Here is a 24637-nt window from a genome sequence, read left to right as displayed (position 1 = left end):
GTTCATCCGGGGGTGGGAGCGCAGCGACCGTTTGGCGCAGCCAAATGCATCGAGAGGAGGTGCAGCGAAGCAAACCGTAGGCGATGCACCCGGATGGATCCCGTAGCGAAGGAACCCCGAGCCTCAGCGAGCGGGCCGCACGTAGGAGCAAGCCTTTTGGGTTACCTTTTCGGCGTTTGGAAAAGGTGACCCGCCGTCAGGGCGGAACCCTAAGCAGCCGTTACCGCAGCAACGGATATGTACTCGATCAAACCCACTAGCTCAGAACTACAACACCACCCGGCAGCTCGGTGCATTTGACCCCGTAGGCATCACGAATCAGCAGTGCAACGCCAGCAAGTTGGTAGAGGTTGAACCGCGCCTGCACCCGCCGCTGCCCAAGCTCACGATTAAGCAGCAACAACATCCCAGGCCGATACCGATTGATCTCATCAATCATCTGGCTCAGCGTAGCGCCGTTAAACACCAATACTTGCTGCCGCCAGTTCATCACCGCCGCCGTATCGACACTCTGCACACTGCCAACCTGCCCCGCGTCGTAAGTCACCTGCTGCCCCGGTTCCAGGCGCAGGCTACCCCCTTCAACATCCACTTCAACCGCGCCATCGAGACAGGTCACACAGACTTGCTGATCGGTATTACGCAAGTTGAAACGCCCCTGACTCGCACGCAACCACCCTCCCCCAGCCTGCATCGCCAGCGGCAAACGCGCGGTCTGCACTTCAACTTCACCACTGACCAACTCAAAACCCTGCACACCGTCAGACACTGCACGCTGATTGATCCGCGTCTGCGTGTTCAACTCCAGGCTAACCCCCTGCGCCGGTTCGAAACGCCGCTGCTGGCCGACTTCAGTGATGAAGTCCGCACCCAGCCCTTCGAAGCCACCGGGAATCGTCCCGCGCACCAGCAGAAACGCCGCCGATGCGGCAATCGCCCCACCCAGAAAGGCACGACGACCAAACCCACGCGGTGCCTGCAATTCTTCGGCGGCGGGTTGCAGGTTGTGCCACAACACCTTGGCCTGCTCGAAAGCCTGCGCATGCTCGGCGCTCTGCGCGCACCATTCGCGCAAGGCACGGGCGTCGGCCACGGTGGCGCGGCCGGAGGTCAGCAGGACCAGCCAGTCGCGGGCTTCGCTGTGCAGATTGTCGGCCGCCGATGGCTCGGCAGGTGTCAGTCGAAAGATGTTCAAACGCGCAGATTCTCAACGAATTGATCGGGCACTATTCAGAAGACGGTTTTCCGGCCCCGCGACCGAACCGCTGAAACACTTTTCTTTCCAGTTTCGCGGCGCAGAAGCCCAATGCGGCTTTGATTTCCTTCTCGACCATGCGCGTGGAAATGCCGAAACGCTGGGAAATCTCCAGGTGCGGCGCCTCTTCCAGACGCGCCGCAATGAAGATCTTGCGACGGCGTGCGGGCAGTTCGTAGAGGGCGCTGAGCAACGACTGGATTTCCTTTTGCCCGCCCACTACCCGCGCCGGGTCCAGCGCTTCGTCACCGATTTGCAGCAGCTCTTCGACTTCCTCGCCGGTGAGCAGGCGCGCGTCGGCCTGGCGGCGATCGGCGGCGATGTTCAGGGCCATGCGATAGAGGTAGGCATTCGGCCGCAGGACGTTCGGCGGCGTCTCCATGCGGTCGACCCGCAGGTAGGTTTCGTGCAGCACGTCGTTGGCCAGATCTTCCGAACCGAGACGCCTGCGCAGGCGCACCCGAAAGTCCTCGTAGGACGTCAGGAACAGTTGGACCATCGAACCTTGTCCGGTGTCTTTCATCCCCCGGAAACTCCTTCCCATTTGGTGCATTCCATGCGTTTCCCTGACGACTCCGGTAACAACAGCAACGTGACCGGCTGACGCAAGGCGCTGGGCGTCGGTCGGTCGATCCTGAGATTGCGAAAACTTTCCACCAGCGCGTTGTCGCGCCGTACATCACCGGTCGAAGTGACCAACCGGTTGTGCTGCACCACGCCGTCGCGGCCGACCCACACCTGCAACACCGCGCGATAACTGCCCGGACGGGTCAGCGGCGAACGGCACAGATTGCGCTCGATCGCCGCTTGCACTGCCGTGGCGTAATTGCGGTTGACCGCTACGCTCTCGGGCGTCTGTTTTTGTGGCGGCGCCGGCACGTCTTCGACCTGCGCCACTTGCAACGTAAACGCATCGTCCCGGGCATACCGCGCCATCAAACCACTGCCGCCGAGCAATCGACGCAGGGCATCGGCGGCGGTGTATTCACCATCCACCGCGAGCGAACGTCGACCGCGACTCAACTGACTGTCGACCAGCACCGCAACGCCGGTGGCGTGGCTGTACTGATCCAGCGCGCGGGCCAGATCCTGTGCCGGAATGTGCAGCGTCATGCGCAGGTCAGCCGGTACTGCGTCAGCCATGGCGTGGCTCGCCGCACAGCCAAGCAGCCACCCCAGACACATCCGGCGCACAAGCCTCGTTGAACGCTGAAAACCGTCCGTGGAATTGCCTCGCTGCACGGCTGACGAATCCTTGGAAATCGTCATCCTGAGGGCTGTTTATGAATCTGGTGTGACGGGCGGTGCAAAAAAACCATCACGGGAATTGCGCTTGGCTTGCACTAGACTTGTTGCATAGAGCGGCCCCTCCGGGCCGGCCAGGAGGCGAGCATGAATACACTGTGGCGTTTGAGCCTTGGCGGGCTGTTGTTGATGGCGCTGTCGAGCGCTTATGCCGAGCAGCCGTTGGGCTGTGTGGAAGTGACGGTCGGCGGTTACAAGGCGCCGAATTACGACTGCTTGAGCCAGCAGATGGGCAACAACCCGGAAGGCGTAGTGGCGGCGGAGAAGAATCAGGAAGCACTGAATGTGCCGGTGAACAAACGACCGCCGAATCAGGTTGGCCTAGCGACGCCGGCCGCGACCAGCACGCGGATGGGCAATACCTTTGGCACGTCGGTAAAACCGCAACGGCCGGCGAATTAGGGCAACGTCAAAATCAAAAGATCGCAGCCTTCGGCAGCTCCTACAGGGAAACGATCAAAATCCCATGTAGGAGCTGCCGAAGGCTGCGATCTTTTGATCTTCAATCGCTAGGCGTTTGGCGGAAACTCACGGCCAAACGATTCCAGCTGTTGATGGTAGTCACGGCCATGGTCAGGTCGACCATTTCGCCTTCGTTGAATTGCTCGCGCGCCTGCTGATACACCTCGTCCGGCACATGACTGTCCGCCAACAACGTCACCGCCTCCGCCCAGGCCAGCGCCGCACGTTCGCGCGGGTTGAAGAAGTTGCTGTCGCGCCACACCGCAATCGCATACAAGCGCCGATCACTCTCCCCGGCCCGCCGCGCATCCACCGAATGCATGTCGGTGCAGAACGCGCAGCCGTTGAGCTGTGACGCGCGGATGCGGATCAGTTGCAGTATCGGCTGCTCGATACTGAGGTTGCTGGTCAGCGCCTCCATGGCAATCATCGCTTTCATCGCCTTGGGCGAAGCGTTGTAGTAATCCAGGCGCGGGGACATGGGCTAGTCTCGGTAGACGGAATAATGACTTCACCGTAAACGCCGACAGCGATGCATTACAGCCCCAATTGCACGGAAAACCGCTACACCACTGAATCCTGCCTGATCGTTCCCACGCTCCGCGTGGTAACGCAGCCATGGATGCTCCGCGTCCACTGTGACGCAGAGCGTCACGGGAGGCATTTCCCACGCGGAGCGTGGGAACGATCAAAGATCGCAGCCTTCGGCAGCTCCTACAGGGGATTTGCGCCAATTTCGGATTTTTGTGGTGCGCAACTATTGCCAATCCGGCAACAGCGGTAATCTGGCGGGCACGCCAAATAGTCTCGGGAGCCTCGTCGGTATGGAACTTCACGTCGTGATCAACGGCCGCAAGGATCTCGCCGGTCAGTTGTATCAGCAGTTGCGCGGCGCCATCGAGTCCGGGCGCTTGGCCGCTGGCACGCAATTGCCACCCAGCCGTCTGCTCGCCGAGCAACTGGGCATTTCGCGCAAGACCATCTCCGACACCTACGCGCAACTGACCTACGAAAACTTCCTCACCGGGGTGATCGGCAAAGGCACCTACGTCAACGCGCGCCCGGCGCAGGTCCAGCGCAAGCAAAGCCACACCGAACTGGCCAGTGCCGACGTGATCGAGAGCTGGCGCAATCTGCCGGTGTTTCTGCGTCACCCGACGCTGGAAGGCTCGTTGCGTTACGACTTCATCGGCGGCGCCACCAGCAAGGGCCAGTTTCCGCAGGACGACTGGCGCCGCTGCGTCGCCCATGCGATGCGGCAGATGGGCCAGTCCAAAGGTTTCTACAGTGTCGCCGAAGGCCTGCCGGCGCTGCGTAATGCGATCGCCCGGCACATCGCGTTTTCCCGGGGCATCAACTGTCAGGATGAAGACATCGTCGTGTGCAACGGCGCGCAACAGGCGCTGGACTTGATCACTCGCGTGTTGATCCGCCCGGGCAGTCTGGTGGCGATGGAAGACCCGGGTTATCCGCCGGCACGCCTGTTGTTTGGCACCCATGGCGCCGAGGTCGTCGGTGTGCCGGTGGATGCTGAAGGAATTGTCGTCGAACAGATTCCCGACGGCACGCGGCTGATTTATGTCACGCCGTCGCACCAGTTCCCGTTGGGCATGCCGATGAGCCACGCCCGCCGCGAGGCCTTGCTGGCTCGCGCCCATGAGCTGGGCGCAATCATCATCGAGGACGACTATGACAGCGAGTTTCGCTACGAGGGTCGGCCCACCGATTCGCTGTTCAACCTCGACCAGCGTGGCATCGTCGCCTACGTCGGCACCTTCTCGAAAACCCTCCTGCCGGAGTTGCGCCTGGGTTATGCAATTCTGCCGCCGGCCATTCTCGAGGCGGTGATCCGTGCCAAGCAACTCACTGATCTGCACGCCTCAACCCTCCCACAATGGGCCTTGGCCAAGTTCATCGCCGAGGGTTGCCTGCTCAAGCATATCCGCCGCTGCCACACGATTTATGCCCAGCGCCGCGAGCGGATTCTCGCGCGCATGGCCACCGATCTGGCGCCGTGGCTGGACGCGGTGCCGGCCAGCGCCGGCTTCCACATGGCGGTGTTCTGCAAGGTGCCGATCGACTTGCCGTTGGTGATCGAACTGGCGAAAAAAGTCGAGGTTGGCCTGTATTCAATCAACGGTTTCTATTACCAGCAAGCGCCGAAAAACGGTCTGTACTTCGGCTTCGGCGCCATCGAAACCCTCGACATCGACATCGCCCTGGATCGCCTGCGCGACATTCTGCAACAAGTTGCCTGAATGATTGGTCTGGGCGATTAACCGCCGATTGGTTATTGGTGATCGGCAGGTGCAGGCCTATTCTGCACAGGCGTTATCCCTCAATGAGCAGGATTCGTCCGGCCTGATTCAGGAGTGTGAGCAATGTCCAACGAAGTGATCAATACGGTCCAGGTGCAGGCTGCCGCCGGCCGCTCGGAGGAACTGGGCAGGCAACTGCAGAAAATCGTCGAAACCTTGCGCGAAACCCCGGGCTGCGATTCCTACCTGGTCGACCGTTGCCCCGAGGACAGCCACCGCTGGACGGTCAGTGCCCGCTGGCAGTCGGAGGCGGCGATGCAGGCGCATTTCAACCGGCCCGAGGCGCAGGGGTTTATTGACCTGATCGATAGCCGTTTGGCCAATAGCGTGGATTTCAACAGCTTCCCTATCGTCTGAAAGCAAGATCAAAAGATCGCAGCCTCCGGCAGCTCCTACACCGATCTCTGTAGGAGCTGCCGGAGGCTGCGATCTTTTGATTTTGGGGATACCTGAATTGGTCACCCTATCTTCCCGAATATTGGCCGTTTGAATGCCCTGCCCTGCGGACTACTGTGATTGCACCCCCAACCCTCACAGGTAACCCGCCATGAAAGCCCTGCACTGCTTCGCCGCCGTCCTCGCCTTGAGCCTTTGCACCTCGGCTGCCTTCGCTCACGATCCCTCGGAAAAAGTCACTGTGCTGCAAGACCAGATGCTGAAAAACGTCCCCGGAAAAAAAGCCATGATGATCGAAGTGGACTACAAACCCGGCCAGTCCTCCATCGCCCACAAACACGACGGCACCGCGATGGCCTACGTACTCGAAGGCGAAGTGATTTCCCAGGTGAAAGGCGAACAGGCGATCACCTACAAAAAGGGCCAGTTCTGGTACGAGCCGGCCGGCTCCGAACATTTGGTCTCGAAAAATGCCAGCAAATCCAAACCGGCCAAGTTGCTGGTGTTCATGGTGCTGTCGCCGGATGAGCAAGTGCTGATCCCGCTGAAAAACTGATGGATGTTTAATCAGCCATAAATAAAAAGGCGCAAATCATCGATTTGCGCCTTTTTATTTCCCGGCGCAATTAACCGCATCGGGTTAAAGCAAATAAAACTATTCAACAGCAAACCACACAGCAAATTGTCAGGTTGCATACAGCGTGGCGGGTTTAGTCTGAATTAACGGTCGTCAACGACGACAACTCGAACTTTCCGACTGATGTTGTTTCACGGGAGAAACACCATGAAACTTGCGTTTGCCAGCACCTTGGCGATATCGGTTCTAGCACTTTCCGCCTGCTCGGTGCCAACTGCGCCCAAAGCAGTCTCGTCCCTCGACACACTCTTCACCCAACCGGTCGGCCGCAGCAGCGCCGCCCAGGTAAAAAGTGGTCCCGGCGTATCGCTCGGCGTGATCTACAGCCCAAGCACCCAGACCAACCGCGAATACCTTCGCGACTATCAGGCCAACGCCGGCACCGGTTTCGGCCAGAGCCTGCTGGTGCAACCGATCCACGACGCCTACGTCGCCAGCTCGAAACCGGACATGGCGGTGGACTGGGTCAACGCTTCTTTGCAACGCCAGTTCGGCTCGGTGACGGTGTACCCGGACATGCAGAGCCTGCGTGCGGCCAGACCGGATGTGGTGGCGATTGTCGACACTCACAGCCAGTTGATCACCTCGCGCAGCTCCGATATCAAGGCCGACGTAAGTGCGGATTTTTATGATGCGCGGTTGAACTATATCGGTACGGCGAAAGGTTCGGATGCGCGGGAATTGACGCCGGTGTGGGCAGACTTCAAACGGTCGGAAGAGATTGTGGCGGATATTAATCAGCAGCAGGATGTGCAAGTAAGGGCACTGCAAAAGTTTGACCAGTCGCTCAGTAATTTATTGACCAGACCGACAGATAAAGTGTCGATGCTTGATAGTAAACAACCACATAAGTTTTATTGACAGTAAGGGCCTTATCGCTGGCAAGTCGAATCATCGCACCGCAGCTCCCACAAGTTTTGTGGTGACACGCAATCCCTGTAGGAGCTGCCGAAGGCTGCGATCTTTTGCCTCTAAAGATCAAAAGATCGCAGCCTTCGGCAGCTCCTACAGGGGGCGGGGTGAATTTCACAGACATAAAAAAGCCCCGGCATCTCACGACACCGGGGTTTTTTCATTCAGCCACTACTTATGCCAATTCAAGCTCGGCATTCGCAGCCACCGCAGGCACTACCGCTTGCCCGCTCAACGCCAGGTCCAGCAGTTCACGGTTGGCCACCGCATACATGGCGTAGTCCGTACCGCTCGCCGCACGGATTTCCACCAGCATGGCGCGCCAGCGCGAGATCATGCTTTCGTGCTGTTCCATCCACAGCGCCAGACGTGCTTCCACGTCCAGCGTGCCGTCGCCCTGTTGCAGCACGGAGATGGTGATCGCACGTTGCTGCCAGTCGACGTCATCGCGGAACGCTTCACGGGCCAGGGCTTGCCAGTTGTTTTCAACCGGCAGCGCGCTGATCTGTTGCAGGTACCAGGTGATGTCCAGCGCACTGCCCACGGCGAAGTAAGCTTTCGCCACTTCTGCCGGGTTCTGGCCAGTGACGTCGGAGGCTTCGATGATCGGCAGCAGCGTGTACAGGTGCGAGGTGCCCGCCACCATACGCGCCAGCAATTCCGGCACACCTGCTTCGACGTACGCCTGATAACGCGCCTGCCAGTTTTCGCGGATTTCGCCGCTCAGCAGTTCGTCGAGTTTCAGACCCAGCTCTTTCAGGTGCGGACCGAAATGCGCGACGTCACGGGCAGCATTCTGCTCGTTGCGACGGGCACGCAGGAACCAGCGTGTAGCGCGGCGACCCAGACGCATCAGCTCGTCCATCAGCTCCAGCTGCACATCAGCGGAGACCTGATAGTCCAGCGCTTCGATCTGACGGAACCAGTGCGGGAGGTGGAAGATGTCGCGCACGATCACGTAAGCGCCAGCGACGTTCGCCGGGCTCATGCCGGTCGACTCTTTGAGTCGTTGAACGAAGGTGATGCCCATGTGGTTGACCAGGTCGTTGGCGATCTGGGTGCTGACGATCTCGCGCTTCAGACGGTGACGACGCATGGCTTCGGAGAACTTGCTGACCAGGGTCGGCGGGAACGCCGTTTCCATGTCGCGGGTCAGGTAATCGTCGTCCGGCACCAGGGAGCCCAACAGCTGCTCCTTGAGGTCGATCTTGCTGTAGGAGATCAGTACCGACAGCTCAGGACGGGTCAGACCGTGGCCTTCGGCAATGCGCTCGGCCAGTTGCTCTTCGGTCGGCAGGAACTCGATGGCACGGTCCAGCTTGCCACGGCCTTCCAGATCGCTCATCAGACGCTTGTACTCAGCGATGCGCGCATACGCACGACGCGCCGCCAGGGACAGGGCCTGAGTCTGCTTGTAGTTGTTGCCCAGCACCAGATTACCGACTTCGTCGGTCATGCTCGCCAGCAACTGGTTGCGTTGCTTGTCGGTCATGTCACCGGCCTGAACCACTTCGTTCAGCAGGATCTTGATGTTCACTTCGTGGTCGGAGCAGTCCACGCCACCGGCGTTGTCGATGAAGTCGGTGTTGGAGCCGCCGCCATTGAGACCGAATTCGACACGACCCAGTTGGGTCATGCCGAGGTTACCGCCCTCGCCCACGACTTTGCAGCGCAGTTCGTTGCCGTTCACGCGCAGTGCATCGTTGGCCTTGTCGCCGACGTCGGCGTGGCTTTCAGTGCTGGCCTTGACGTAAGTACCGATACCGCCGTTCCACAGCAGATCCACCGGCGCCTTGAGCAAGGCGTTCAGCAGTTCGGTCGGGGTCAGCTTGTCAGCCTTGATGTCGAAGCGTTCCTGCATCTGCGGCGAGATCGCGATGCTCTTCGCGCTGCGCGAGAAGATGCCGCCACCTTCGGACATGATGCTGGTGTCGTAGTCGGTCCAGGCCGAACGCGGCAGGTCGAACATGCGCTGACGCTCGACGAAGCTGGTGGCCGGGTTCGGGTTCGGATCGATGAAGATGTGCATGTGGTTGAAGGCAGCGACCAGTTGCAGCTTGTCGGACATCAACAGGCCGTTACCGAACACGTCACCGGCCATGTCGCCGACGCCCACCACAGTGATGCTGTCTTCCTGAACATTGATGCCGCGCTCGCGGAAGTGACGTTGTACGCCAACCCATGCGCCTTTGGCGGTAATGCCCATTTTCTTGTGGTCGTAACCCGCCGAACCACCGGACGCAAACGCGTCACCCAGCCAGAAGCCGTAGTCGATGGCGATGCCGTTGGCGATGTCGGAGAAGGTTGCAGTGCCCTTGTCCGCCGCCACTACCAGGTACGGGTCGTCATCGTCGTGGCGAACCACATTCAATGGCGGTACCAGTGCGCCGTCTTTCAGGTTGTCGGTGATGTCCAACAGGCCCGAGATGAAGATGCGGTAGCAGGCGATGCCCTCGGCCGCGATCTCGTCACGGCTGCCGCCCAGTGGCAGGCGACGCGGCAGGAAGCCGCCCTTCGCACCGACTGGCACGATGACCGAGTTCTTCACTTGTTGAGCTTTAACCAGACCGAGGACTTCAGTACGGAAGTCTTCTTCACGGTCGGACCAACGCAGACCACCACGAGCGACGTTACCGAAGCGCAAGTGCACGCCTTCAACGCGTGGCGAGTAAACGAAGATTTCAAACTTCGGCACTGGCTTCGGCAGTTCAGGGATCGCGTGCGGGTTGAACTTGAAGCTGAAGTACGACTTGTTCTGGCCGTTGGCGTCAGTCTGATAGAAGTTGGTACGCAGAGTGGCTTTGATCAGGTCGAGGTAACGACGCAGGATGCGGTCTTCGTTGAGCACCTGGACGTCGTCCAGTGCGGTCAGAATCGCTTGTTCCAGACGCAGTTGCTTGTCTTCCAGATCGTCGTCGCTGAGTTTGCGCGCCAGATAGAAGCGGGTCTTGAACAACCGGGTCAGCTCGCGAGCGATATCGGTGTGGTTGTTCAGGGTGCTGGCGATGTAACCCAGATCGAAGCCCAGACGAATCTGCTTCAGGTAACGCGCGTAAGCACGCAGCAGCGCGACGTCGCGCCAAGGCAGGCCGGCGGTCAGTACCAGACGGTTGAACGCATCGTTTTCGGCGTCGCCGCGAACGATGTGGACGAAGGCATCCTGCAGGGTGTCGTTGAGTTGCTGGATGTCGAGGTCCAGGCCTTCCGCGGCAGTGAACGCGAAGTCATGAATCCAGAACTCGCGGCCATTGGTGTGACGCAGACGGTACGGGAATTCACCCAGTACGCGCAGACCGAGGTTTTCCAGAATCGGCAACACGTCGGACAGCGCCAGCGGGGTGTCGGCGTGGTACAGCTTGCAATGCAGCTCGCGCTGGCCGGAGACCTGGCCGAGCGGCTGATAGAAGCTCATCACCAGCGGATTTTTTTCGTTGAGGCTCAGCAGGTGCTGCATGTCGACCACAGCCGAATGCGCAGCGAAACGCTCGCGGTAACCGGCCGGGAAGCCTTTCGGGAAGTCCGCCAGCACGTTGGTGCCGTGGGCTTCGCCGAAGCTTTCGACGGTCAGTGCGGCGTAGTCGTCCTGCCAGCTGCGGCACGCTTGCACGACTTCTTTTTCCAACAGCACCGGGTCGATGTCGAGACGGTTTTTCGGGTCGACACGCAGGATCAACTGCACGCGCGCCAGAACCGATTCGGAGAAGAACGTCCAGAATTCGCAATCGGAAGCCTTCAGGCGCTCCATCAGCACTTGCTGGATTTTCTGGCGAACTTCGGTGGAGTAGATGTCGCGCGGCACGTAGGCCAGGCAGTAGCAGAAACGACCGTACGGGTCTTTGCGCAGGAACACGCGGATCTTGTTGCGTTCCTGGATCTGCACGATCGACATCACGGTGGTGAACAGTTCGTCGACCGGGGTCTGGAACAGGTCATCACGCGGCAGCACTTCGAGGACCTGCGCCAGTTCCTTGCCCAGGTGAGCCTTGGACTGGAAGCCGGAGCGGGTTTCGATTTCTTCGACCTTGCGGCGGATGAACGGGATGACCCGCACGCTCTCGCCATACACCGACGAGGTGTACAGGCCCATGAAGCGGTGTTCCTTGATGACTTTTCCGTCGGCGTCGATTTCACGGATCGACACGTAGTCCGGGTAAGCCGGACGGTGTACACGGCTCGGGTGCGCAGCCTTGGCGAACGACAGCAGGGTCGGTTCGCGCAGGTAGTTCACCGCGTAGTCTTCGATGCGCAGGTCATCGTAGGTCAGGCCGGTGCGCAGCAGTTTGGTCAGGCCGAGGAAGGAGTTCTGGTCGTACTCGATATGGCCGCCATCGGCCTGATCGGTGACGACGAATTCTTCGTAGCCGAGGAAGGTGAAGTGGTTGCCCACCAGCCATTCCAGGAAGCTTTTGACTTCGTTCTTTTCATCGGCATCGATGGCGAACGCGCTGTTGTCGAGCTTGGTGAGGATTTCCTGCACCTTGGACTTCATCGGCTCGAAATCGGCGACCGCGACGCGGACTTCACCGAGAACCTGTTCCAGCTCTTTGCTCAGCACATTCAGTTCGGCGGCGTTGGCACAGCGGTCGATTTCCAGGTACATCAGCGATTCGTGCAGCACGCCTTCGCCGGTGCTGCCCTTCGGCAGGATTTCCAGCAGCTCGCCCTTGCTGCCACGACGCACGCTGAGCACGGTGGTTTGCAGGGTATGGATGCTGTAGCCGCGGCGGTTCAGCTCGGTGCGGACCGAGTCGACCAGAAATGGCAGGTCATGGTGCAGGACTTCGACCGCGGTGTGGGTCGACTGCCAGCCATGACGCTCGTAATCAGGGTTGTAAACGCGCACTTGTGGTTGCGCGTGATCGAAGCGCTCAAGCAGGCGCCACGCAGAAAGAGTACAGCCAGCGAGGTCGGAGAGGCGACGTTGAGTCAGCTCGTCCAGAGAAATGATGCCGAAGAATTGTTCAGCGAACAGCGCCACTTGTGGCAGTGCCTGTTCACTGATGTGCTGCGCCAGTGCCGCTTGCAGTTGGTGCTGGAAGTCGGCTTTGCTGGCTGCGGTGAAGAACGCCATCTGTGGTACTCCGCTTAAGCTTGTTATTGATGGAAAGCGTCGCGTGCAACACCCCTTTCGGGGCCTGTGTCGCCCTGTTCCTGATTCTCGGGCAGAGGAAACAGGGTGACAGGTGGGTGAAGCTGGACGGGACACTCAGGTCACATTCACCTTCCATAGAATGAGCATCTGCAAAAACGACTGTGGGACTGCCGACAATGCCTTTACGGGTGCTCATCCGTTGCGCAGCTTAAAGGGTGCGACAATGTGTCTGCTTGCGGTGCTGCGACATATTCGGTCATCGGCACGTAAACCGAGGGTTTGGCACCGCTAAACACTAGCACTCGTGGCGCAAAACGCCGGGTTACATGCCCGTATTTACGGGACATCCGTCCCAAGTGCAGACCTTTGACCTCTACATATCCAGAAACGAAAACGCCCAAGGCCGCTTTATCGACCTTGAGCGTGGCATCGGGTTCAGCGCGAGCGGTTGACGCGGATCAGTCGGGCAATTCTTCGTACGCCTTGAATTTGCTCACAGTGGCGCAGTCGTAACACATCATTTGCAGGGTCATCTTGTCCATGCTGGCGTCGATGTTGCTGGAGTCGCACTCGCGGCAGAAGAGCTGCAAGTGGCCGGCCAGATCACTGTCGAACGCTACGCCGGAAAAGAAATGCGGCACCAGTTCATCGCGCCAGTACATGCCCGGCGACTTGGAGAAGCCGGCGCCGCTGTCCTTGAGCACGACGTCATACAACAACCGATGCATCGCCGATTGCGCTACCCGCGAGTCGCGATGAGCGTTTTTGCGCCAGTTTCGTGTGAGGGCATCCTGCGCCGTACCAAGCATGTTGCGCGGGATAGTGTTTGAAGCGTGGTTGCGCCCCTTGGAATTGCCGGTGGCGTAGAAGTGCGCGGCGCTTTTGACTGCCAGACGGGCAAAGTAATAGAGCTGACTCACTGAAAAGTCCTGCAACAGTTGCCCGACCACCGTTTCAGCGCGGGCTTCGGCGGTAAAGGCAAAACTCACTTCATTGGCCAGCACATGGATGTATTGAATCGACTCTTGCCGCGCGAGGGTAAAGATCAGCGCGTAGAGCTCACTTTTCCACGCGGGCTGAACACTCCCGGACAATTCCTGATAGAGCCTCAGATACAGACTGTCACGCGGGCTGCGCGATGGGCCGTCCAGCGCGACGTTGGGCAGCCAGCGCACGGCCGAATAATCGGCGATGCTGCAACCATCAGTCCGATTAAAGGCCTTGATGTCAGAGTCGGTCGCAACCACCAACACGCCAGCCTCGTGAAGACTCTTCAGGATTTCCTCACTGGCTTCATCGGTGGGAGCCAGGCATTCGCTTCTGGAGGGTGCTTTCAGTGGTGCAATCGACTCCATGGGGCTGCCATTGCCGTCTTCGAGCAAGGCCAATAACGCCAGTTTCTGCACAAACCCCAACGCGGCGTAAGGCACGGCAGGACACGGTGCGCCGTGGCGAATCTCCAGTTCGGCGCGATCACGCTGAGCCTGGGCTGCCAATTGTTGTTGGTGAGCCTTGAAACATTCCTTGCACGTACAAGGTGAGCGCCGTCCATAGAGACTGGCTGCAATATATCGATGCTCACACCGCACGCATTTAAACGGATCACGCAAGGAAATCGGCGTGCCTCTGGCGTGACGGCGAACCCACATCGGCAAATCGCAATACGGGCAAGTGAGATCCGGGCTGACAATCGGCGGCAGTACCTTGAGCAAACTGCGAACAGTCGCCGGAATCTGAAACTCGGTCATGAGTACGGCGGTTTTTTCTCCATCCAGATAACGTTGATAAATCAGCTCGATCTGTTCGTCGGACAAGTGCACGATTTCTTCGGCACGTGCGAAATACTGATGCATGAAAAGAGATCCTTTTTTCAGTTTTACATACGCACTCCTTTGCGTTCGAACGGCGAAAATAATCGTATCCGCGTAGCGAAAACAAGCCTGAAAACAGAATTCCTCCGTGATATTCCACCACGATAAAAAGTCCTACAGCTGCGTCAGATATTTCATCGCCAACAATCAGAACGTAACGCAGGAATTTTCCTACCACCAGCGCTTTAATTGACAAAACGGAGCAAAAACAACGACCAACCAATCACACTTACACAAACTTACAACCCGACAGGAATCGTCTCACACAATTAAAAGACCAGCCCCTACAGAATATTTCTGCCAGCAGCGCTATTAATATGAGACCGAACCACGGAACAGGTTCTTTATCAGGAAAAGGAGTCAGCGCATGCGACAACTGGAACTTCCGACAACCGTATTTTATGGCGACGGCACATGGGAAATAATCAATCTGAACCCAGGCTCCATTCGCGGTGACATTCTAAAGAATTACCCGCTTGGTAATCCAATGCATGGTTTTACACTGGCCATCGAAAGCGATTACCTCGCGCAAAAACAAAACCTCGAACACAACTTGCAAGTTGAGCTCAACGTGGCAGCCAGCCGACAACCACCCTTGGCAGAGGCAACACCGCAAGCATGGCTGGAAAGAGCGACCAATACCGTCAACGAATTACTCTTTCAGAAAAATACAGCATTGCAGCAAAAGCTGAGAGACGTGCAGACCTCTCGGCAGCATGCAAAGTTGCAAGCGACTTATGATGCGATGCTGTTGAATGAGCAAATTTCCAGCCTTCAATCAAGACAAGCACAACTGTATGCCGAGATAGCCCGTCGACAAGCCGAGGCACTTGCACAACAACAGGCCGCCGAAGCGGCGCGACGTGCTGAAGAAGCTAAGAGACACGCGGCAGAACAAGCACATTTGGCCGCTCTGGCGGAAGCCAAACGTCAGCAGGACGAAAGAAACCGGATAGCGGCCGAAGCAGAAGCCAAACGCATTGATGACTACAAACGCGCGGTGGCTTTCGTCGCCGACGCGAACAAATACATCCTTGAGAAATATGGCGCCAATCTGCACCAGGTGGTCATGGATCTGCAGAAGGATATTTCGGGGAAGAAGATCAGGAGCTATGCGGAGGCGATGCAGACTTTCGAGGCAGTGCGGACCAATCCCAATGCGCGGCTCAGTCCGCAAGATACACGCGCGGTTGTGGACGCGCTCAATGCGCTGGATAAAGCGACCTATATGGACAGTGTCAACAAGCTTGCCAAGGGGTTTGGCGTGACCGGAAAAATCGTTCAAGCCCATTCGGTGATCGAAAAGACAGTCATTGGCTTCCGGGACGGTAACTGGAAGCCCTTGATTCTGGAGCTTGAGAGTATCGCGCTCGGCGTGGGTGCTGGCGCGGCGGTGGCAACATTGCTCGCAGTGATCAGTCCGGGTTTCGCCGCTAGCGCAATAGGTATTGTTGCCGTTGGCGTAGCGATTGCCGCAATCGCATCTCTTTTAAATGCCGATAATGTAGAAAAAATAAACGCTTTCATATCTGACCACTTAGAAACTGCACTGAAAGATCAGCGCTAAAGTCACTGTCGGGGTCGAGCACGCCTAGCCAGACCCCGATTACCAAAGCGGCATAAACCTCGACTCCAAAGAGTGCAGTTCATGACGAGTAAAAAACCAGATCAACCTTTACCTTTGATTGCATTCGGACTGTTCGCGACGCCCATTTTTCTAATTAACCTGATCCTTCCCGCCCACCCTCAGTCCAACTTGGATATGGCGATTGATCACTTTCTGGACAATCAGCTATTCGGACTGATTGGTTTCTGGTCATCCTTATTTCCTTTCAGCTCAAAAGCGACTGCAAATTATATTGCGCTTTTTGCCCCCCTGCTCGCTGCTGTCTCAACTTTTTATGCCTTCACGGAAAAGTTCGACTCAACGCAGTTCGATCAAATGACACTTGGACGATATCTGACCTTGCTTTTTGCAGGCGTAGCTCTCTCAGCACTTTTTATCTGGTGTTTTTATTTCACATCAACAGACCTCGGAACAACCAAAGGCAAATACGGAAATTTTTTCGGACTTAATGTCTTTTTCTTTTCCGCCCACAACGTAGCCATGTCTTTATTTCCATTTCTCGTCGTACCATTTATGGTCCAACGCTTCTTGTATTACATCCCATGTCGCATTCTAAAAAGGTGGTGGAACTCTAGAGAAAAAGCGTGAAGCAGCAGCAAAAACTTTTTAGGGTGGCAAAGACATATCGGAGAATGCCTTGTGAATAAAAAGACACCGGAAATAACGGTACCGCTATTGGCATTCGGGATTTTTTGTATTCCAATTTTCCTCATAAGTCTCTTACTGCCCGCGCACCCTCAAACCACACTGGACAGTACCATCAATGCATTCATAGATAACCAGCTATTTGGCATGATCGGGTTCTGGTCATCTTTTTTCCCCTTCAGCTCGAAGGTAGCCGCAAATTATGTCGCCATATTCGGGCCATTGTTAGCCATCCGCTCAACCTATCAAGCCTTCACAACAGAGTTCGACCCCACACAATTTGACAAAATGACACTCAAGCGATACCTGGCCATTCTCATTGGAGGCACACTTCTTTTCATACTTTATGTATGGGGTTTTTATCTGACTTCAAAAGACTTGGCAACAGCGACAGGAAAATACGGAAGACTCTTCGGGCTCAATGCAATTTTCTTCTCTATTTATTATTCAGCCATGTCGTTTTTTCTATACTTCATGGTTCCGTTCATGCTGCATCGCTGCTTTCTCTATATTCCCTGCCGTTTTGTAAAAAAATGGTGGAGCAAAAAAAAGAAATCCCGCAGCCAGGGCAGCAAAATATTCGTTCGGCTGGCAAAATCAATTCTTTGGCGCATCCGTCGCGCCCGTCTAACCAGGAATACCCAGATGCAAATGACCACCGCCCTACTCATCGTCAACCCATGCGATGACGAAGAAGACAACATGGCCATGCTCTGCTGCCACAGCGACAAGGGCGACATGTTTCTGATGAGCCGCTACCCGGACGAGGATGAGCTGGAAATCACCCTGGATGGCGAGCCTTCGACGCTGGACGGGGTGAAAGTCACCCTGACCTCGACTCTGCTGAAGATCGAGATCGCGGCGGCGGATGCCGATGCGTTGAACGGGGATGATGTGCTGGAGATCAGCTTCAACCCGGATATGGTGGATATGGATGAGGTTGTCGAGACCCTGACGAACATCCTTGACGGGACGGGTACCTTCATTAACGAAGTTTGATTGCGTCTGGGCTGGCCCCTTCGCGAGCAGGCTCGCTCCCACATTGACGGATGTACGCCGCTCAAAATGTGGGAGCGAGCCTGCTCGCGAAGAGGCCCGAAAGAACACTGCCCCTCCCCGCTTCTACAAAAACCCAACAATTCCCCCAGTCATTTCCCGCACTTTGCGCAAAATGCCGTTAGTCGCCACCCCCCGCGATGGATTAAAGTAACGCCCCCAGCCCCGGCGTTATCCGAACGCGCGTGGCCACCCCTTTCCAGGAACAGTCATCGATGGAACATCGTGAAGCGCTGCTGGCGCTGCGAACCTTTCTTTCAACGCAGATTCTCGGCCAGGAAAAACTCATCGAGCGTTTGCTCATCGCCCTGCTCGCCGACGGCCACATGCTGGTCGAGGGCGCGCCGGGTCTGGCCAAGACCAAAGCGATCAAAGAACTCGCCGAGGGCATCGAAGCCCAGTTCCATCGCATCCAGTTCACTCCTGACCTGTTGCCGGCCGACATCACCGGCACCGAGATCTATCGCCCGGAAACCGGCAGCTTCGTGTTCCAGCAGGGCCCGATCTTCCACAACCTGGTGCTGGCCGACGAAATCAACCGTGCCCCGGCCAAGGTGCAATCGGCGCTGCTCGAGGCCATGGCCGAACGTCAGGTCAGTGTCGGCCGCAGCACCTATGAGCTGTCGCCGCTGTTTCTGGTAATGGCCACGCAAAACCCGATCGAGCAGGAAGGCACTTACCCGCTGCCGGAAGCCCAGCTCGACCGTTTCCTCATGCACGTGAAAATCGGTTTCCCGGATGCCGCCGTCGAGCGCCGCATCCTCCAGCAGGCCCGTGGCGAAGCCTTAAACGGTGAAACCAAGCCCGAACGCCGCGTGAGCCAACAGGCGATCTTCGCCGCGCGCAAGGAAATCCTTGGTCTGTACATGGCCGACGCTGTGGAGGAATACCTCGTGCAACTGGTCATGGCCACGCGCAACCCGGCCAAGTTCGACCCGGAAATGGCCGAGTGGATCGCCTACGGCGCCAGCCCGCGCGGCTCGATCGCCCTCGACCGCTGTGCCCGCGCTCACGCCTGGCTGGCCGGTCGCGACTTCGTCAGCCCGGAAGACATTCAAGCGGTGCTGTTCGATGTCTTGCGTCACCGCATCATTTTGTCGTTTGAAGCCGAAGCCGCCGGCATCGATCAGGATCGGGTGGTGCAGCGGATTCTCGACGTCGTAGCCGTCGCTTGACCCCCATGAACGCCCCCCTGCCGTCCGAACCAGGCATCCGCGTCAGCCTCGCCGAGCTGATCGAGATGCGCCACCGCGTGCGTGAAGTGCAGCTGTTTTCCACGCCGAGCCAGCGCAGCCCGCTGATCGGCCTGCATCACTCGAAATTCCGTGGCCGTGGCGTCGACTTCGATCAGGTGCGGGTCTATCAGGCCGGCGACGACGTGCGCACCATCGACTGGCGGGTGACCGCACGCACGCAAGAGCCGCACACCAAGCTGTTCCATGAAGAACGCGAACGGCCGATTTTCATCATGGTCGAGCAAAGCACGCGGCTGTTTTTCGGTTCCGGGCTGATGTTCAAATCGGTGCTCGCGGCGCAAGTGGCGGCGTTGATTGGCTGGGCGGCGCTCGGCCATAACGACCGCGTTGGCGGACTGGTGTTCGGCGACAACGAGCACTACGAAATCAAGCCTCGGCGCAGCAAACAGAGCCTGCTGCAATTGCTCAACCGCCTGGTCAAGGTCAATCAGTCGCTGCATAGCGAGCGTGAACCGGATCGCGATGCGTTTGGCGTGGCCTTGCGCCGTGCCCGTGAAGTGTTGCGTCCGGGCAGCCTGGCCATCGTGATTTGCGACGAACGTGCACTGTCGGACAGCGCCGAACAACAGCTCAGCCTCTTATCGCGTCATTGTGACCTGTTGATGTTGCCGATTTCCGATCCGCTGGATCACGCCCTCCCCGCTGCCGGCCTGCTCAGATTCGCCGAACGCGGCGCGCAACTCGAACTCGACACGCTGAATTTCGACCTGCGCCAGACCTATCGCGCCCAGGCCGAAGCGCGGATCGCGCGCTGGGAATTGCTCGCGCAAAAGCTGCGGGTGTTGCTGATGCCGCTGAGCACGCAAAGTGAAATGGTTGAGCAGATGCGCGAATTCCTCAATCCGCAGCGTCCGGGGAAAGGTCGATGAACGGCCTCGAACAACTGCAACCGCTGATCTCGCCGCCACCGATTGCCTTCTGGCCGCCGGCGCCGGGCTGGTGGCTGCTGCTTCTATTGTTGCCGCTGCTCGGTTTCGCCGCGTGGAAGCTGCGCCGTTTCATCCCAATGAAAAAACGCCCGATCGTGCGGGCCGAACAACCACTCGACCCGGTGCGCATTGCCGCCCTCGCGGAACTGGCGCAAATGCCCAAACCCTACGACGGCGCCCCGGCCGGCGCGTGGCTGCAACAGCTCAACGGTCTGCTCAAACGCCTGTGCCGCAACCATTATCCCTACAGCCAGAGCCACACCCTCAACGGTCGTAAATGGCTGGCCTTTCTCGACAACCGCTGCCCGGCCGCCGGCCTGACGCGCTGGATGGTGCTGGTCGAAGGCGCGTACAAACCGGAATGCAAACTCGACGACAAAGCCATCGCCGGCCTGACCCAAGCGGTCGACACGTGGATTCGCAAACATGTTTGAGTTCGCCTGGCCGTGGATCTTCGTGCTGCTGCCGCTGCCGTGGCTGATGCGTCTGGTGCTGCCGGTGGCCGACAGCGGCGAGCCGGCCTTGAAAGTCAGTTTCCTGTCGGACCTCGAAGGCCTCGCCCGCCGTCGTGCCCGCGCCAATTTACCCGCGTGGCGTCAACAGGCACCGTTCATGCTGTTGTGGCTGTTGCTGCTGACCGCCGCCGCCCGCCCGCAGTGGCTCGGCGAACCGCTGCCGATTGCCGCCAGCGGGCGTGATCTGCTGGTGGCGGTGGATGTATCCGGCTCGATGGATTTCCCCGACATGCAGTGGCAGGACGAAGAAGTCAGTCGCCTGTCGCTGGTACAGCATCTGCTCGGCGACTTCCTTGAAAGCCGCGATGGCGACCGGGTCGGCCTGATCCTGTTTGGCAGTCAGGCGTATCTGCAAGCGCCGCTGACCTTTGATCGCCACACCGTGCGTGTCTGGCTCGACGAAGCGCGCATCGGCATTGCCGGCAAGAACACCGCCATCGGTGATGCCATCGGTCTGGCGCTGAAACGTCTGCGCATGCGCCCAGCGCAAAGTCGTGTGCTGATTCTGGTCACTGACGGCGCCAACAATGGCGGCGAAATCGACCCGCTGACGGCGGCAAAACTGGCCGCCAGCGAAGGTGTGAAGATCTACCCGATCGGCATCGGCGCCAATCCCGAAGACAGCGGCTCGACCGGCCTGCTTGGCGTCAATCCGAGCCTGGACCTCGACGAGCCGGCGCTCAAAGCCATCGCCGAGGTCACGGGCGGACAATATTTCCGTGCTCACGACGGCAAAGAACTGCAAGCCATCAAAGACACACTCGACCAGCTCGAACCGGTCACCCAGCAACCGACTCAGGCACGCCCGGCGCAAGCGTTGTATCACTGGCCTTTGGCGCTGGCGCTGTGGTTGAGCCTGTTGCTGGTCGCGCGCGAATTGTGGCCGGACAACCCGCTGCAACGCCTGTTCACCAAGGAACTGTATCTGCAAAGTCCACTGCCTGACTGGCGTGAGCGCCTCAAGCGCCTGCGTCTGCGGAGGCGCCGATGATCGCGCTCTGGCCGCACTGGTTCCGTCCGTGGTGGCTGCTGTTGCTGCCGCTGCTGGGCTGGCTGATCTGGCTACTCTGGCACCGGCAGAAACGCGCCGGGCGCTGGCAGATGATTTTGCCGCCGGCGTTTCATGCCACCCTGCTCAGCGGCGGTAACGGTCGCGACAGCAAACTGCCGTGGGTCGCCCTGGCAGTGGCGTGGTTGCTGACGATTCTGGCGCTGCTCGGGCCGAGTTGGGAGCGCGTCGAACAGACCAGCCAGAAACCCGCCGATCCATTGGTGGTGGTGCTGGAACTGACTCCGGAAATGCTTGCCACCGACTCGCCGCCAACTCGCCTGGAGCAAGCGCGGCGCAAGCTGTTCGACCTGTTGCAGGCGCGCAGCGATGCGCAGACCGCCATCGTCGTCTTCGCCGGCAGCGCACACACGCTGGTACCGCTGTCGGATGACCTGGCGACCAGTCGAAACCTGCTCGATGCGCTCAAACCGTCGTTGATGCCGGAAAGCGGCCACCGAGCCGATCTGGCCATCGGCAAAGCGCTGGCGCTACTGAAACAGGGCGCGCTCGGTCAGGGACGGATTCTGCTGATCGGCTCGTCGCTCGATGAAGAAGAACGCCAAGGCATTCGGCGCGCACTCAGCGGGCAATCGACGCAGTTGCTGATGCTTGGCGTCGGCACCGCCGAAGGTGCGCCGATCGCTCAGGAGGACGGCAGTTTCCTCAAGGACGAGCAAGGCGCGATTCGCGTTCCGCAACTCGACAGTCCGGGCCTGAGCGCATTCCTCAACAGCGTCGGCGGCGAATACCATCCTGCCCGCCTCGACGAAGCGGATCTTGGCGCGCTGGGTCTGCTCAACGGCCCGCGCAGTCTGCGCGACGATGGCCAGACCGTGCGCCTCGATACCTGGGCCGATCAGGGTTACTGGCTGCTGTTGCCGCTGTTGCTGCTCGCCGCCTGCGCCGGGCGTCGCGGCTGGTTGTTCTGCCTGCCGTTACTACTGTGTCTGCCGCAGCCGAGCTACGCTTTTGACTTTGAGGATTTGTGGCTGCGCCCCGATCAACAGGGCCTGCACCTGCTCAAACAGAAGCGTCCGGCCGAAGCCGCGCAGCATTTTGACGATCACCAATGGCAAGGGGTGGCGTTGTACGAGGCCGGCGACTACAGTGGCGCCGCCCAGCGCTTTGGCGAAGGCAGCGATGCCCGCGCCCACTACAATCGTGGCAACGCTCTGGCAAAAAGCGGTGAGCTGGAAGCGGCCATCGACGCCTATGAACAGGCCCTGGAACTGCAACCGGATTTGCGTCCGGCGCAGACCAACAAGGCGCTGGTGGAAAACCTGCTGAAGCAGAAAAATACGCCGCCGCCCGCCGAGCCGGACACTCAGCCGAGCGCACAGCAAAGTCTGCCGGGCGACGAACCAGCGCCCGCGACCACGCCGCCGCCCGCTGTGAAAAGTGACACCCAGAGCCCGTCGCAGCCTGTCGAGTCGGCCAGCGAGCCGCCAACGACCACGCCGCCGCAGCCAGGCCCCAACGAAGTGCCGGGCAGCGACGAGGAAGAACAAACGGACACCGTGCCGACGCTGCGCCCGAGTGAAGACAACCTCCAGGGCGAGCAACGTCAGGCACTGGAACAATGGCTGGGCAAGATCCCCGACGACCCGGGCGAGTTGCTGCGACGCAAATTCTGGTACGAACAGCAACAACATCAGGATCAGGAAAACACTCGATGACTCGCTTCACCGCTCTCTTGCTGCCCCTGCTGCTCTGCACGGCCCCCGCCCAGGCGGCCGAGTTGACGGCCAGCGTGGATCGCAGTCGCCTGAACTCCGGCGAGACGGTCGAACTCACCCTCGAAACCAGCGATGTCACCCAGTTCGGCAAACCCGACCTGACCGCGCTGGAAGCGTTGTTCGAAGTGCGCGGCACGCGCCAGGTCAACCAGCTCAATACCCTCAATGGCGACAACCGCGCGACCACGCGCTGGATCATCACCCTGCTGCCCAAAGAGAATGGCAGCGTGGTCATCCCGCCGCTGCAACTGGGCGACGCGCAGAGCCAGCCGATCACCGTGCAAGTGGTCGAAAGCGACACCCGCGAGAACAAGAACAGCCTTGATCCGGTGTTCATCGAGGCCAGCCTCGACCAGTCCAGCGTCTATGTGCAGGCCCAGGCGATCCTGACCCTGCGCATCTACCATTCGGTGTCGCTGTACGACGACAGCAGCCTGACGCCGCTGCAAATCGCCGATGCGCGCATCGAGCAACTCGGTGACACGCGCACATACGAAAAAGACCTCAACGGCGTGCGCCATGGCGTGATCGAGATGCGTTATGCGATCTACCCGCAGCACAGCGGTTTGCTGACCATCGCGCCGCAGACGTTCAGCGCCACACTGGTCGACACGCAGCCCTCTCAGGATGCCAATGCGCAGGGGCCGAAACCGGGCAAACTGATGCGCGTCAGCTCCGCCGAAATCCCCCTGACCGTCAAACCCAAACCCCTGACCTATCCGGTCGACGCGCCGTGGCTGCCGGCGCGCAGCCTGAGCCTGAGCGAAAGCTGGAACCCGGAACCGGAACACACTCAGGTCGGCGATTCGATGACGCGCAGCCTGACCCTGAAAGTCGAAGGCCTCGCCAGCTCACAACTGCCAGCGCTCCCCGCCACCGACGTCAACGGTCTGCGCCGCTACCCCGATCAACCGGTGCTAAGCAACCAGAGCACCGACCGGGGCATTGTCGGCAGCCGCGAAGAACGCGAAGCCTTGGTGCCGAGCCGTAGCGGCGCCATCGAATTACCGACCGTCGACGTGGTCTGGTGGAACACCTTCGAAGACCATCTGGAACACAGCAGCCTGCCCGCGCGTACCCTGCAAGTGGCCAACAACCCGAGCCTGCAAGTCGACACCCCGGCCGGCAATCTGCAACCGAGCGCCGTCGATAACGATGTGCTGTGGTGGTGGAAACTCAGCACCCTGATCCTCGCCTGCACCACCCTGCTCGGCTTCGGCCTGTGGTGGCGCGCACGCTGGCAACCGGCGGTGCATCGCGCCGCCCAAACCGGCCCGAGTCCACGCACGTTGATGGACGACATCAAGCGTGCGAGTCAGGCAAATGACCCGCAGGCGACGCGGCAGGCGCTGGATGCGTGGGCGCGGCAGCAGCCGGAGACGCTGGCGGATATGGCGGCGCGGTTTGTGCCTTTGTCGGATGCGCTGGATGGGTTGAATGGTGCGCTGTACAGCGAGACGGGCCAGCATTGGCAAGGTGAGGATCTGTGGCGGGCGATCCGCACGATTCCGACGGCGGAACGGGTGCAGGATCCGGTGGGTGATAGCGGGTTGCCGCCGCTTTATCCGAAGTGA

The 24637-nt window shown here is 59.2% G+C and carries 20 protein-coding genes; 14 read left to right on the top strand and 6 right to left on the bottom strand.

Features of this window, described 5'->3' with window-relative positions; all coding sequences use genetic code 11:
• Positions 1–256: 256 nt before the first annotated feature.
• Genes P3G59_RS12860 through P3G59_RS12850 form a run of 3 tightly spaced genes read right to left on the bottom strand, consistent with a single transcriptional unit; the run spans position 257 to position 2440 of the window.
• Positions 257–1195: a DUF4880 domain-containing protein gene (locus tag P3G59_RS12860; protein ID WP_277761839.1), complete on the bottom strand. Its 939-nt coding sequence runs from the start codon at positions 1193–1195 to the stop codon at positions 257–259.
• 31 nt (positions 1196–1226) lie between these two features.
• Positions 1227–1778 carry an RNA polymerase sigma factor gene (locus P3G59_RS12855; RefSeq protein ID WP_007913935.1) on the bottom strand — a complete coding sequence of 184 codons (552 nt, stop codon included), beginning with the start codon at positions 1776–1778 and terminating at the stop codon, positions 1227–1229.
• Positions 1775–2440: a secretin and TonB N-terminal domain-containing protein gene (locus tag P3G59_RS12850; RefSeq protein WP_277762144.1), complete on the bottom strand. Its 666-nt coding sequence runs from the start codon at positions 2438–2440 to the stop codon at positions 1775–1777. The genes P3G59_RS12855 and P3G59_RS12850 overlap by 4 nt, the downstream gene beginning before the upstream one ends.
• Before the next feature lie 207 nt (positions 2441–2647).
• On the opposite strand from P3G59_RS12850, the gene P3G59_RS12845 reads away from it, so the two are divergent.
• Positions 2648–2962 (top strand): hypothetical protein, encoded by a 315-nt coding sequence (locus P3G59_RS12845; RefSeq protein WP_277761838.1) that lies wholly within the window; start codon positions 2648–2650, stop codon positions 2960–2962.
• Between the two features lie 100 nt (positions 2963–3062).
• Here P3G59_RS12845 and P3G59_RS12840 read toward each other — a convergent pair whose 3' ends face one another.
• Entirely contained in the window at positions 3063–3503 is a 441-nt protein-coding gene (locus P3G59_RS12840; protein WP_277761837.1) for a carboxymuconolactone decarboxylase family protein, read from the bottom strand.
• A 343-nt stretch (positions 3504–3846) separates the two neighbouring features.
• Between P3G59_RS12840 and P3G59_RS12835 the strand changes: the two genes are divergently transcribed.
• The 4 genes from P3G59_RS12835 (at position 3847) to P3G59_RS12820 (ending at position 7234) form a co-directional block, all read left to right on the top strand.
• A complete protein-coding gene (locus tag P3G59_RS12835) occupies positions 3847–5280 on the top strand; it encodes a PLP-dependent aminotransferase family protein (RefSeq protein WP_277761836.1) in 1434 nt (477 codons plus the stop codon).
• Between the two features lie 123 nt (positions 5281–5403).
• Complete coding sequence (locus P3G59_RS12830) at positions 5404–5697, top strand: putative quinol monooxygenase (RefSeq protein ID WP_103307409.1); 294 nt, start codon at positions 5404–5406, stop codon at positions 5695–5697.
• A 190-nt stretch (positions 5698–5887) separates the two neighbouring features.
• The gene (locus P3G59_RS12825) at positions 5888–6292 is read left to right on the top strand and encodes a cupin domain-containing protein (protein ID WP_277761835.1); all 405 of its coding nucleotides are present in this window, start codon (positions 5888–5890) and stop codon (positions 6290–6292) included.
• A gap of 228 nt (positions 6293–6520) precedes the next feature.
• Entirely contained in the window at positions 6521–7234 is a 714-nt protein-coding gene (locus P3G59_RS12820; RefSeq protein ID WP_277761834.1) for an ATPase, read from the top strand.
• Between the two features lie 226 nt (positions 7235–7460).
• Here the strand turns inward: P3G59_RS12820 and P3G59_RS12815 are convergent, their stop codons facing one another.
• Together P3G59_RS12815 and P3G59_RS12810 are read right to left on the bottom strand one after the other, a co-directional pair.
• Positions 7461–12356, bottom strand: coding sequence for an NAD-glutamate dehydrogenase (locus P3G59_RS12815; RefSeq protein WP_277761833.1), 4896 nt, complete (start codon positions 12354–12356; stop codon positions 7461–7463).
• Between the two features lie 479 nt (positions 12357–12835).
• Positions 12836–14230: a hypothetical protein gene (locus tag P3G59_RS12810; RefSeq protein WP_277761832.1), complete on the bottom strand. Its 1395-nt coding sequence runs from the start codon at positions 14228–14230 to the stop codon at positions 12836–12838.
• 385 nt (positions 14231–14615) lie between these two features.
• On the opposite strand from P3G59_RS12810, the gene P3G59_RS12805 reads away from it, so the two are divergent.
• The 9 genes from P3G59_RS12805 to P3G59_RS12765 all read left to right on the top strand — a co-directional run bounded on the left by P3G59_RS12805 (position 14616) and on the right by P3G59_RS12765 (position 24637).
• Positions 14616–15815, top strand: a complete 1200-nt coding sequence (locus P3G59_RS12805) for a colicin-like pore-forming protein (RefSeq protein WP_277761831.1) — start codon at positions 14616–14618, stop codon at positions 15813–15815.
• An 81-nt stretch (positions 15816–15896) separates the two neighbouring features.
• Entirely contained in the window at positions 15897–16463 is a 567-nt protein-coding gene (locus tag P3G59_RS12800; RefSeq protein WP_277761830.1) for a hypothetical protein, read from the top strand.
• 702 nt (positions 16464–17165) lie between these two features.
• Entirely contained in the window at positions 17166–17519 is a 354-nt protein-coding gene (locus P3G59_RS12795; protein WP_064119835.1) for a hypothetical protein, read from the top strand.
• A gap of 272 nt (positions 17520–17791) precedes the next feature.
• Complete coding sequence (locus tag P3G59_RS12790; protein ID WP_007913915.1) at positions 17792–18751, top strand: MoxR family ATPase; 960 nt, start codon at positions 17792–17794, stop codon at positions 18749–18751.
• A 5-nt stretch (positions 18752–18756) separates the two neighbouring features.
• The gene (locus tag P3G59_RS12785; protein ID WP_116029096.1) at positions 18757–19701 is read left to right on the top strand and encodes a DUF58 domain-containing protein; all 945 of its coding nucleotides are present in this window, start codon (positions 18757–18759) and stop codon (positions 19699–19701) included.
• The gene (locus P3G59_RS12780; RefSeq protein WP_064119837.1) at positions 19698–20195 is read left to right on the top strand and encodes a DUF4381 domain-containing protein; all 498 of its coding nucleotides are present in this window, start codon (positions 19698–19700) and stop codon (positions 20193–20195) included. Before P3G59_RS12785 ends, P3G59_RS12780 begins: the two co-directional genes overlap by 4 nt.
• Entirely contained in the window at positions 20188–21267 is a 1080-nt protein-coding gene (locus P3G59_RS12775; protein ID WP_064119838.1) for a VWA domain-containing protein, read from the top strand. Before P3G59_RS12780 ends, P3G59_RS12775 begins: the two co-directional genes overlap by 8 nt.
• Entirely contained in the window at positions 21264–23003 is a 1740-nt protein-coding gene (locus P3G59_RS12770) for a tetratricopeptide repeat protein (RefSeq protein ID WP_277761829.1), read from the top strand. Before P3G59_RS12775 ends, P3G59_RS12770 begins: the two co-directional genes overlap by 4 nt.
• A complete protein-coding gene (locus P3G59_RS12765) occupies positions 23000–24637 on the top strand; it encodes a BatD family protein (protein ID WP_277761828.1) in 1638 nt (545 codons plus the stop codon). Before P3G59_RS12770 ends, P3G59_RS12765 begins: the two co-directional genes overlap by 4 nt.

The sequence above is a fragment of the Pseudomonas sp. A34-9 genome (assembly GCF_029543085.1).
Taxonomy (GTDB): domain Bacteria; phylum Pseudomonadota; class Gammaproteobacteria; order Pseudomonadales; family Pseudomonadaceae; genus Aquipseudomonas.
This window is presented reverse-complemented; position numbering and strand designations above follow the sequence as displayed.

Excerpts from the sequence above, each read along its gene's own strand:
- P3G59_RS12775 (WP_064119838.1), top strand. The coding sequence starts at position 20,188 with ATGTTTGAGTTCGCCTGGCCGTGGATCTTCGTGCTGCTGCCGCTGCCG.
- P3G59_RS12805 (WP_277761831.1), top strand. The coding sequence starts at position 14,616 with ATGCGACAACTGGAACTTCCGACAACCGTATTTTATGGCGACGGCACA.
- P3G59_RS12780 (WP_064119837.1), top strand. The coding sequence starts at position 19,698 with ATGAACGGCCTCGAACAACTGCAACCGCTGATCTCGCCGCCACCGATT.
- P3G59_RS12765 (WP_277761828.1), top strand. The coding sequence starts at position 23,000 with ATGACTCGCTTCACCGCTCTCTTGCTGCCCCTGCTGCTCTGCACGGCC.
- P3G59_RS12845 (WP_277761838.1), top strand. The coding sequence starts at position 2,648 with ATGAATACACTGTGGCGTTTGAGCCTTGGCGGGCTGTTGTTGATGGCG.
- P3G59_RS12810 (WP_277761832.1), bottom strand. The coding sequence starts at position 14,230 with ATGCATCAGTATTTCGCACGTGCCGAAGAAATCGTGCACTTGTCCGAC.
- P3G59_RS12840 (WP_277761837.1), bottom strand. The coding sequence starts at position 3,503 with ATGTCCCCGCGCCTGGATTACTACAACGCTTCGCCCAAGGCGATGAAA.
- P3G59_RS12785 (WP_116029096.1), top strand. The coding sequence starts at position 18,757 with ATGAACGCCCCCCTGCCGTCCGAACCAGGCATCCGCGTCAGCCTCGCC.
- P3G59_RS12850 (WP_277762144.1), bottom strand. The coding sequence starts at position 2,440 with ATGTGTCTGGGGTGGCTGCTTGGCTGTGCGGCGAGCCACGCCATGGCT.
- P3G59_RS12795 (WP_064119835.1), top strand. The coding sequence starts at position 17,166 with ATGCAAATGACCACCGCCCTACTCATCGTCAACCCATGCGATGACGAA.
- P3G59_RS12770 (WP_277761829.1), top strand. The coding sequence starts at position 21,264 with ATGATCGCGCTCTGGCCGCACTGGTTCCGTCCGTGGTGGCTGCTGTTG.
- P3G59_RS12800 (WP_277761830.1), top strand. The coding sequence starts at position 15,897 with ATGACGAGTAAAAAACCAGATCAACCTTTACCTTTGATTGCATTCGGA.
- P3G59_RS12825 (WP_277761835.1), top strand. The coding sequence starts at position 5,888 with ATGAAAGCCCTGCACTGCTTCGCCGCCGTCCTCGCCTTGAGCCTTTGC.
- P3G59_RS12830 (WP_103307409.1), top strand. The coding sequence starts at position 5,404 with ATGTCCAACGAAGTGATCAATACGGTCCAGGTGCAGGCTGCCGCCGGC.
- P3G59_RS12855 (WP_007913935.1), bottom strand. The coding sequence starts at position 1,778 with ATGAAAGACACCGGACAAGGTTCGATGGTCCAACTGTTCCTGACGTCC.
- P3G59_RS12815 (WP_277761833.1), bottom strand. The coding sequence starts at position 12,356 with ATGGCGTTCTTCACCGCAGCCAGCAAAGCCGACTTCCAGCACCAACTG.
- P3G59_RS12820 (WP_277761834.1), top strand. The coding sequence starts at position 6,521 with ATGAAACTTGCGTTTGCCAGCACCTTGGCGATATCGGTTCTAGCACTT.
- P3G59_RS12790 (WP_007913915.1), top strand. The coding sequence starts at position 17,792 with ATGGAACATCGTGAAGCGCTGCTGGCGCTGCGAACCTTTCTTTCAACG.
- P3G59_RS12835 (WP_277761836.1), top strand. The coding sequence starts at position 3,847 with ATGGAACTTCACGTCGTGATCAACGGCCGCAAGGATCTCGCCGGTCAG.